This window comes from Symbiopectobacterium sp., from assembly GCF_047692315.1.
Classification (GTDB): domain Bacteria; phylum Pseudomonadota; class Gammaproteobacteria; order Enterobacterales; family Enterobacteriaceae; genus Symbiopectobacterium.
Window position 1 is genome coordinate 54,948 of sequence record NZ_JBLLJS010000032.1, and the last position, 9,731, is coordinate 64,678.

The window sequence follows — 9,731 nt, forward strand, 5'->3', positions numbered from 1 at the left end:
TATCTATGGAAACACAGCCAATGTCCTATCGCATCTTGGCACGTAATATGAGTACATGTAATTTTTCCGAGCCTTGATTCAGTGCAAAACCAACATATTAGAAATGTATAAAATCACTGTTTAATACTGTTTTCAAAGGAGTTATTTTATGTATGTAAACAATACCTCAGGCGTACAGAGCCAAAACCCAAATAACACAGGTAGTACCCGACAGTTTATTAATGGGATATACAAATCCAATGACAATATTAGATTATCACAGAAGAATATAACAGGGTTAACTGAATCATCCAATGGAAATATCACCCTTGATAACTGCCAGGCTAAACATAGCGACAATAATCATCACGTAAGCGACGTCTTGCTAAAATCCAATAATGGAAATATAAAAATAGATAATAATTCTCATATTTATGGAAGTGTTAAAATTTCAAATGGAAAAGTTAGTGTCGCTAATTCAGTCGTCGCAGGAAACATAAAAAATAGTAATGGTAACATTACATTGAAAGCAGGTAGCTGCAATGCCATTGTCACTTCAAATGGAAAAGTAAAGCTATCTCATGCGACGGTGTTCTCAGTTAACAATTCGAACGGTAAGATTGTACTTGATGAGACTACTGTCACAGGCGATGTAAAAATGAGCAATGGAATATTATGTGTTAATAATTCAAAAATTCAGGGTAAGCTAGAGTTTAATAGTAACAAATTTACCTTAGGGAGGGACTCAGAAGTCAATTACCTAAAATTAATTCATGTCGACACTCTTTCGTCAGAATCGATATCCTCGCTGTTAAGAGTATGCACTATAACCGGAGGGGGAAGCACTACAATTAATGGCATTCGTTATAGTAATTCAGCACCATCTCGTAGGTCAAAGACCGATGAAACTACTGAAAATGTCACGCTGGAAAATGGTTCAAAACTTAACCATCTGGAATTCACAGGAAAGAGATGTATCTTAACGCTGGAGGGAACAGCAGAATATATTGGTTCTTCCCAAGAAAAGTTAGAAATAATTCGCACTTAAATAAATTTACAATGCCGCTTCGAGTTGGCTGGGTTCGACAAAGTAAACGAAACGGCGTTAAAATTGCGAATGAGAGATACAGACATAAAAATCTTTCATAAGGAATATCTCTACCGCATTAATTTTTACAGCTACCTCAGACATCCCTCCTCTGACAGTTGTCCCCCATGCATCTTGCTTACTCAGCAATCCAAATTGATCGTCATTAGACATTGGAGTATATCGACCCCAGGACGGCAGACCCAACTCGCTGTTTACCATCAACCATAAAGGCCACTGGCTGGAAGAGTCGGGATTTATCACCGGGATGCCCGTCACCGTCACGGTTGAGCGCGGCAGAATTATTATTGAGACGCAGATTAATCTTTAACAACTAACTCGCTAATAAAATAAAAAGCCAGAAGGATCGTGTGCTCGCTTCCGGTTCTATATATTAATTATAAATACCTTTACCCTCGGCCTTCTCGATAAAAATATCTTGTAACTCCCCTTTAACTTCCTCATCGCCATAAATTAATTTAAAATCATTATCGATTCCAGCAGGAAAATGAGAGCCATCAATAGTCCCTAATATTATTGATGCTGTATCTGTGATGGTTATTCTAAAAAAATCGAAAACAACTTCTTTATCCTCGTCACTAAGTAATGACAACACTTTCCTAGCTTTAGCATAAATATCAACACCTTCATCAGGCTCTTTATTCAGAATATTTTTATAACGAATGAAATTATCTTCAAGTATTTCATTGAAAATTGCATTAACAATCTTCTCGTTACTAGACATAAGATTATCTCCCAAAATTTTTATATCTAACTTCTGGATACTTCAATTTATTTAAATCAATCAGTTCGCGCAATTTAGAATTTGGAACATCAGGATAAACTCTTCTAAGCTCTTTAATATCTCTGGCGATAACATCCCTAGCCGAACTGAACGGTTTCTCTGTTGTCGGGTTTATTTTGCTTCTTGATACTATTCCAACACCTTCTTTAGAAAGTGTATGACCTTCTTTAGGAGCTAATATTGAGGGAGCGGTTTTAGGATCGTAATCTTTTACCAGATCTTTCATTATTGCCTTTTGGCCAACATGGTGAGCATCTAACCCAAGATCTTGTCCCTTCACTGAATTTCGTAGGTCTTCATAACTCCCTACATCCCATTTCTCAGGGCACTTACTACTTAAACCAAGAGGATCGATCCAACAAAAAAGATTGTTTACATACCCCTGCGGCCTTATACCCCCAGCCATCCCTATCGGGTCCGGCGAAATATACTGCCCGCTCTCTGCATCATAGCAACGATGCCGGTTGTAGTAAAGCCCTGTCTCCGCGTCGTACAGTTGCCCCTGATAACGCAGTTCGCAGTACACCTCCTCATTCGCGGCATCGCCCAGGTAGCGCCGCAACAGGATGGGCCGTCGTTCCTCTCGATGTGCGCCCCACAGCGCCTGTTCACCGCGCCAGTGACCCCCCCCCCCCCCCTTCGCTGCACAGCTCGCGCGCCGTTCCCGTCAAATCTGTGACGATATAGTGCAGCCGGGTAACGTCGCCTTTCCCTTCCACCTGCGCCAGCGGCCGGAAGCTTCCCGGCTCATACACCCACTGCACTTCACGCGCCGCCGTGCCATCCGCCAGATACTGGTGCTGGCCCACCAGTTGGTCTCCGTCCCAGCGGTATGCTACGCGCGCTACCGCCTGCGCCGAGGACACTTGTCCCTCGCGCACCTTGCTCACCCGCCGACCAAACGCATCGTAACCATAACGCCAACGAGCACCGTCCGGCAAACTTACCCGCACCAGTCTGTCCTGCACGTCCCACGTATAGTGGGTTTCTTTTGGGCGGAAACCGGGGCGGGTTTCTCGTTTTATCACAATGCGGCCGCAATCGTCATAGCGATATTGTGTGTAGCCGCACTCAATGACACGACCATCCGCCCCTTCCAGTGCCTGACGTTGCAACAACCCCGTGGGACTCCACTCCTGACGTAGCGCAAACCCGCTACCGTTACTGCGTCGCTGTTCCTCACCGGATGATGTGTGGCTAAACTGCACCGGTTGGTGCGTGCCGATGCCCAACGCCGTCACTCGACCTGATGCCCACGCCAACTGCAACGGTGCCAGAATGCCTTCCACCCGTGCGCGCTGCCCGCTGGCATCATAGTCGCTGGTAATCACCTCACCGTTGACTGTTTCGGCAATCACTTGCCCTGCCCGGTTATAGGCGTATTCCACTACCGCGTCCAGGTTGGCCGCTTTTATCAGGCGGCCTGCCAGATCGTAGCGATAACGGTAGACTCGCCCATCATAGTGACGCTCTTCGCTCAGGCGTCCACTGCTGTCAAAGCCGTAAGTCCACTCCCTGCCCAGACTGTTGGTCACCCCCGCAAACTCCGCCTGCGCATTGTAGTGATAGCGTACCGTTGCCCCCAGCGGGTCAGTCGCTTCCAACAGGTTGTCAAACGCACCGTAACGGAACTGGTAGCGCTGTCCCAGCGCATCGGTAACCGCCGTCAGGTTGCCTTCGACATCATAGCCAAAGCGAGTTTCGCTGCCGTCTTCATACACGACTCTGGCAGGCGTGTCGCGAGTGCCTTCATACTCCCAGCGCCGGATTTGTACGCCTTTTTCATGAGCGATGTGGCGCTCGGTCAAGCGGTCAAAATCGTCATAGAGGAAAGTGGCGGCTGGCGTATTATCGCGCTCAATACCGCTTAACAGTCCGCGACGGTTGTAGCGATAATGCTGCATTACACCGTCGGGGCCGATCAGCGCATCCAGTTGCCCGGCAGCGTTGTAGCGATAGAACTACTCCCTTTCTTCCAGATCGTTGACTTCAACGATCTGGCCCAGCGCATTGCGTTGGTAACGCCATGTGTTACCCAGCGGATCGAAATAGGCCAGCAGTTGCCCTTGATCGTCGTACTCGTAACGGTGAATAGCGCCATCCGGCAGCGTCACGGCGGTGATTTGACCCCACGCGTTACGTTCATAAACCGTGCGCTGGCCCAACGGATCGGTTTCCGCTATCAGTTGGTTATCTACCCATTCAAAATGGGTTTCGCCGCCATCGGGCATGCATTTAAGCAGGATATTGGCGGGCATCGCGCACATAGCGCGTTACACCACCAAAGCCGCTGTGGTAATAGCTGGTGAGATTGGCGTCGTCGTACTCAAAGTGCCCAGACCAATAGCCTTCGGAGGTACGATCGCATATAGCGCGTCCGCTGTCGTCATAGTCGTGCTCGACCCAAGTTGTGCCTAAATCCGACCAGCGCAACAGCCAGCCTTGCGGACTGTATTGGTAATCGAAGTTGCGGCCTTCACTGGCCCGCACGCTGAGCAAGTGTCCCTGTTGGTCACAGGTATAGTTCGCCAACGTTTTTATTGGCTGGCGCTGTGCCGAGCAGAGCGTCAGTTTGACGATACGCTGCTGCTCGGCCGTGACATGAATTAATCGCCCGTCAGGCAGAGCTGCATACCCAGCGCATGCGCAAACCGGTAGCGCAATCCGCCCACATGCCTGACGATCAGTTGGCCTTGTTCACGCGTGAGCCGCCATTCCGGGTTTGATGGCGCGCGATTCACTTCGCCTTCGCCCGGCAGGACGAATACGGCCCGATTAAATTCACCGTCGATAAGCGTTGCCAGGCCGCCATCCAGCTCAAGGCTGATATCCCAATTGCTGCGCCACAGGGTGCCCAGCAAACCGGGGTGGCGCTCCCCGGTTGAACGGTAGCAACGCACCAGCGAGACAGGCAATAACCCCGACAGTTGCAAATCCGTGCGCTGTTCCACCACGGCACCGGTCGCCATATTGACCGGGTCGCCATTGGATTCCGCTTTGTCGCTGTGACCCGGTATTTCACTATCTTGTTGGCTTGCTCTGTTTTTGTCAGCCGGATCAGCCGATTGTTTACTTGTTTTGCTTCCCGCTTTGATATCCTGGGCACCGCTGTCTTGGCGATTTTTCTGTCCTTCTTGTGGTTTTTGTGTTTTGGATGTCTGTGCTTTATCCCCCTGAGACTCAGTACTGTGCTGAGCCGCTGGCTCACTGACCTTGTTGCGCGCAGGAGCAGGTTCGGTGTGCGCCGAGGGTGTAGCCGGTTTTGCCGTGTCAGGTTTACTATGCTGTGAGGATGTCTGGGCGTGGGTTTGATTGGAGGGAGCCTTATGCGTACCGCTGGCGGCAGTGGCATGACGTCCACCACGAACTCTGCCAAAACCCACTGCGGCCATGGCTGCGGCAATGCCCACCGCACTATTGGTTAATCCGGTGTCATTTGTTCTCTTGATATCTTCATTACTCTCTTCCTCGGTACGATAATCGCCCGAAGCTCCTTTTTCTATTTCCAGTCCTGAAGCACTGCACGTCCCTTTGGCGCGTGCACTCCCCACCGCCTGAGTCATGATCTTGGGAATAAATGCAACCAACTCACTATCAATTAGCGTGACAGTAGCGTCGACCAAATCAAATAGCTTACCCAGATACTCCACCATTTTGTGGAAAGTATCTTTCATCAGCGTGATAATCCAATTATTACCCAGCGATGATTCATCGATGACTTTTTGTAACGCCACTTTCATCTTCGTCAAGATGACCTTGGCTTCATCAGCATAAATTCTAATTTCGGAGCGCATCTTCGCGATCCATTTGACGATATTTCCGTTACTCAACCCACGTATCAGCTTTATTGCTTCCTGAATTTTTTCAGGCGACCCGGTTTTTACTTTTCGCATCGCATCGGTAATGGCGCGACCTCTGATCTTCATCGCGTCGCCAAGTCCGGGAATAACGCCGATAGCGCAAAAAACTCCGTCCATCTGATGCATCGGATCATCGAGCAATGCGGGTTTTTGATAGGTGTCATAACACCATTCGGCAATACAGATCGCGTCTATCGCTGGTCCAACAACCGGGATACACCCCAGGATGATCTCCCCCATCAGCAGCACCGCAGAGTCAATCTTCCGCGCTAACGTTGCCACTTCAGCGGAGATGCTGTTATGTATGCGGCCAATCTCCTTGCGAAAGGCCGGATCTTCGCGCCGAATTTTTCTAACCAGAACACAGAAACGTTCGTAGGCCGGTTTGTATTGGGGTGGAATGCTGTGCATGATCCCCATACCAGCCGCAAGCTGAGAGTGCGGGTCATAGACCACCAGATTCAGCTTGCTCATTTCCACATAAAGCGCAAAATATTCCCCGGCTAATACCGCTTTTTCTGGTGAGGATTGTATAACCGGGTTGTTTTTTATTTTCTCTGTGGGAGCGAATTTATCAGAACCTTCTCCCAATAATATCTCAAAGGCCCCACATCCCATGTCATAGATAAATACCTTGCCGTTTTCATCCGTTTTTCCTTCGATTTTATTATTTTTGCTGTCGGTCAAAACAAATTGCGCATCCGGTACCGGATCGCCTGAATCATATTCGTAATTAATGAGGATTTCGCAGGCGCAGGTAGCACATCCCCCCCGATATTCGATTATTGGTGCCAAATTTTTTGACCGCAGCCTCACCGCTTTGCGCCAAGGCATTCTGTTTTTCCTGAGTCATAACATGACGTCCTTATTACGCTTCGTCCAGTTGATCAATCGCGGCTTGATACAGGCGATCCATGCGGCTTTTAATTCCGATGTTTTCCGGCTGCGACAGAAGAGTTTGCGCCCAGGGCTGTTGGGGAAAATCCGGCCCCAGTTCAGTGGCCAGCGCCAGCCAGCGCACAATGTCGCGATCGTTGTTGAACCCGTTACGCTGCGCCTGTTCCTGCCGCTGTGCCGGTTCCAGCAGCGCTTGCCATTGCGCAGCACTCAGTGCGCGCGGCAGACTCTCTGGGGTCGGATGCGCTTCGCGCGCCAGCAGAGTAAGGGCCTGAATGCGGCCTGTCGGGGTAATATCGCAGTAGCTGGCAACCGGGCCATAGAGCGCACTGGCCTCTTGCGCCGTGCTGGCACAGGGCAATGGGTTAACCACTTGCCAGTCGCCAATGCGTAGAATGGCGCTCTCGCCAGAAGGTGTGGAAATCAGGCTCCACTGACGCAGGTGTTTAACCAACGCCACCAACTGATCGCGCGGCGCATAGGCACGCATAAACCACGCCAGTTGCAGTCCCATGCCCCAGCCATCCTGAACCAACAGATGTTCCCGCACTTGTGCCCAGTTGGTGCTGTGCGCCGGAATGCAGTAAGGCGAAATGCTCGCATGCTCGCGACCTGCCTCGCCCCAATACAAACGTGTTTGATCCAGATTGCCTCCCCAGCGTTCAGCCGACCAGGCTTCGCACTCCGTTTCGCTGGCAGAAGGGTAATACTGCTTTGCCTGCGCAATGCCGCTGAGATAGAGGAACAACTCATTTGCCAAACGGTGCAGGCGGTTGTCATTGGCCAGCAGTGCATACTGTTCTGGCGTAAGTTGAATCTGATAGAGCGCATCGGTGTATGCTGTTGCCTGGGTTTCTTGCTGCACCAGCAGACGGTAGCATCGCTTAGCGCCGTCAATCATAGGGAGATAGATCTGTGTCACCGGGCCGAGAAATGCCCTCTGCGCCAGCTCATCGAGCGTGCCCCACCAGGTGGATAGCACCGCTGGCGCATCGCTGCGAAAAATCGCTAATGAACCATTCGGCCACAGGCAGGAAATACGCTGCTGCCAAAGATCTGCGGCCTGTTGCAGCGTGAATGCGCCACTGAACAGCGTCACCCCAGCGTGTCCGGCGGGGCCGTTTCCTCCAGCCAGCGTAATAGCGTTTCTCCGGCTTTGCCCTCCTCTACCTGAACCACCAGAGGAGCCCAGCGCTGCCACGCTGGTGCTTGCGGCGTAAAGCGCAATTGCCGCCAGAGTCCCGCCGCTGCCGGTTGAAATGCCTGCCAATATTCAGGTAGTTCCGGGTAATCCAGCAGGGATATTACGGCGTACAACGGCACGGCACGCTGGCTGATTTCAAACAGGGTATAACCATCTGCCATGGTTGTTATGGTTTCTTTGATCGTCATGCTTTCGTGGAATGTGTTAGCCGCTAACGCGTGAGCGCGAGATGTCGGAAAGCGCCCTGCGCCGGAAAAAGACGCAGGACAAGAGCGCTATTGTAAAATGACGAAAAGATTCAGACGGGTCGCGAGGTTACGGCGTGTCGCCTTTTTCCCAATGTGCGCGCACCTCCGCCGGAGAGCGCGGCGGGAAGGTCACGCCTTTATCGTGCAGTTGCTGCTGCACCTTGAGCAACCAAGGGTATTCCGGCGATTGCTGCGCCATGATGGACACGCTGTCGTAAACGCGCCATGCCAGACTGCTTCCGGTGGCGGAATAGGTTTCCACCTGTGCCCCTTGCTCAATCAACCAATGCACCATCTGATATTTGTTCAGGTAAGCAGGCCAACCAGCACTGCCCCCAGCCACGCTGTTCGCGTTCTGCCTGCGAGTCCAGCAGCGTGACATAATCCCCTGCGCTGTAAATCCTTGCGTCTGACTAACCATCGCATTACATCCCCCCGAAGCTGCTGGTGATTTGTCCGATGTCTTCTTTTTTCTGGCTTTCAATACCGGCAATAACCTGATCCATACCGTGACGGGCAAGTGGCAATCCCCCTGAATCAGGCAGGGATAACATCTCACCGCTCGCTTTAGGCAACGCGCCACCCAGCGAATGCCCCACAATCACCGGAGCCGGAGAGGTCACATCCTTCACCTTGGCAGCCGAATACATCGCCTGATTGTACTGATCGGATTTCATCCCCATCCCCTGGCTGGCATTGGTTACCCAATCCTGCACGCCGGTCACCGCATTGTTAGTGCCACGGTAGGTCAGCATGGTTTCTCCGTTCACCGCTGATTTGAGCAACGCAGCCCCGAAGCCGGTTTTGCTATCGGTAAAGTCACTCGCCGCCAAACCGGGTAGCTTACTGGTATCCAACACGATATCCGCCGCTTTCAGGTAGCTGTCGGTATTGACCAGAATACGCTGATGCGCGCCGATCAGCGTCTCTTCCGAACCGGTGATTGTCGACTGGCGGCTGCCTTCAATGTGGGTCACTTCGCCGCCGCCAATAAAGCGTTTCAGCGACTGGCCGATACGCTGAATAACGTTACGGCCAATAGTTTGGTGATGGTCCTGGCCGATTTGTTCGAAATCATCCTGACCGATGGTGCGATGACGATGGCGATCGACACGTTGAAACTGGTCCTGTGCCACGCTCAGGTGTTGGTCACGCCCGATACTTTGTCGGTGGATGTTGTTCACCACCGTGTCGCGATCCTTCTGCGCGTGCGGATAAATTTGCTCACGTGTTGCTTCATCTTCAAAGCGCAGTCCGTTAAAGCCGTTGCCCTTATGCGTGTCGGTACGCAACGTGGTACGCGTCTTGTGCTCCGGCAGCAGGTAAGGCGTCTGATTGGTGGCATGGAAGGTGCGCCCGGTGATGATAGGCTGATCCGGATCCCCTTCCAAAAAGCTGACGATCACCTCATGCCCGATGCGGGGAATGGCAATTAAACCATACTGCCCCCCGCCCAGCCCTGACTGACACACACCCAGCAGGAGCTTTGATCATCGCTGGCAGCGTGCCGAGTGTCACGGTGAACTGTAATCCTGTACTGCTTGCCACCTGTTCTCTCCTTATTCTTTCGCCCTACCATGGCTACCGCACGCCCCGGTGGTTGACCGGTTCGTCTTCGTTTCTGTCCCGGGGGGGGGGGGGGGTGGGGGGG

General features: G+C 51.5%; 10 protein-coding genes and 3 pseudogenes. 2 read left to right on the forward strand and 11 right to left on the reverse strand.

The genetic code is table 11. The features are described from left to right. Positions 1-148 precede the first annotated feature (148 nt). Positions 149-1,027, forward strand: a complete 879-nt coding sequence (locus ACMZI0_RS20635; RefSeq protein WP_415674345.1) for a hypothetical protein — start codon at positions 149-151, stop codon at positions 1,025-1,027. Positions 1,028-1,238: 211 nt separating this feature from the next. Beyond that, a complete protein-coding gene (locus tag ACMZI0_RS20640; RefSeq protein ID WP_415674355.1) occupies positions 1,239-1,397 on the forward strand; it encodes a SymE family type I addiction module toxin in 159 nt (52 codons plus the stop codon). 63 nt (positions 1,398-1,460) lie between these two features. Here the strand turns inward: ACMZI0_RS20640 and ACMZI0_RS20645 are convergent, their stop codons facing one another. From ACMZI0_RS20645 to ACMZI0_RS20695, 11 genes and pseudogenes are all read right to left on the reverse strand, one after another. Continuing rightward, positions 1,461-1,811 carry a hypothetical protein gene (locus tag ACMZI0_RS20645; protein WP_415674346.1) on the reverse strand — a complete coding sequence of 117 codons (351 nt, stop codon included), beginning with the start codon at positions 1,809-1,811 and terminating at the stop codon, positions 1,461-1,463. 4 nt (positions 1,812-1,815) lie between these two features. Then, positions 1,816-2,397 carry an RHS repeat-associated core domain-containing protein gene (locus ACMZI0_RS20650; RefSeq protein ID WP_415674347.1) on the reverse strand — a complete coding sequence of 194 codons (582 nt, stop codon included), beginning with the start codon at positions 2,395-2,397 and terminating at the stop codon, positions 1,816-1,818. Between the two features lie 82 nt (positions 2,398-2,479). Then, complete coding sequence (locus tag ACMZI0_RS20655; RefSeq protein WP_415674348.1) at positions 2,480-3,775, reverse strand: hypothetical protein; 1,296 nt, start codon at positions 3,773-3,775, stop codon at positions 2,480-2,482. A gap of 57 nt (positions 3,776-3,832) precedes the next feature. Further along, positions 3,833-4,138, reverse strand: a complete 306-nt coding sequence (locus tag ACMZI0_RS20660; RefSeq protein ID WP_415674349.1) for a hypothetical protein — start codon at positions 4,136-4,138, stop codon at positions 3,833-3,835. Beyond that, positions 4,107-4,403 (reverse strand): hypothetical protein, encoded by a 297-nt coding sequence (locus ACMZI0_RS20665; protein WP_415674350.1) that lies wholly within the window; start codon positions 4,401-4,403, stop codon positions 4,107-4,109. Before ACMZI0_RS20665 ends, ACMZI0_RS20660 begins: the two co-directional genes overlap by 32 nt. A 74-nt stretch (positions 4,404-4,477) precedes the next feature. Beyond that, complete coding sequence (locus ACMZI0_RS20670) at positions 4,478-6,418, reverse strand: DUF6531 domain-containing protein (RefSeq protein WP_415674351.1); 1,941 nt, start codon at positions 6,416-6,418, stop codon at positions 4,478-4,480. 181 nt (positions 6,419-6,599) lie between these two features. Continuing rightward, positions 6,600-7,418, reverse strand: coding sequence for a DUF4123 domain-containing protein (locus ACMZI0_RS20675; RefSeq protein ID WP_415674356.1), 819 nt, complete (start codon positions 7,416-7,418; stop codon positions 6,600-6,602). 213 nt (positions 7,419-7,631) lie between these two features. Continuing rightward, positions 7,632-7,727: pseudogene (locus ACMZI0_RS20680) on the reverse strand (hypothetical protein); the annotation flags it as partial. Continuing rightward, positions 7,724-8,020, reverse strand: a complete 297-nt coding sequence (locus ACMZI0_RS20685; RefSeq protein WP_415674352.1) for a DUF4123 domain-containing protein — start codon at positions 8,018-8,020, stop codon at positions 7,724-7,726. The gene ACMZI0_RS20685 and the pseudogene ACMZI0_RS20680, both read right to left, overlap by 4 nt. A gap of 127 nt (positions 8,021-8,147) precedes the next feature. Continuing rightward, positions 8,148-8,411: pseudogene (locus tag ACMZI0_RS20690) on the reverse strand (hypothetical protein); the annotation flags it as partial. Positions 8,412-8,505: 94 nt separating this feature from the next. Next, a pseudogene (locus ACMZI0_RS20695) lies at positions 8,506-9,590 on the reverse strand (type VI secretion system Vgr family protein); the annotation flags it as partial. Between the last annotated feature and the right edge of the window lie 141 nt (positions 9,591-9,731).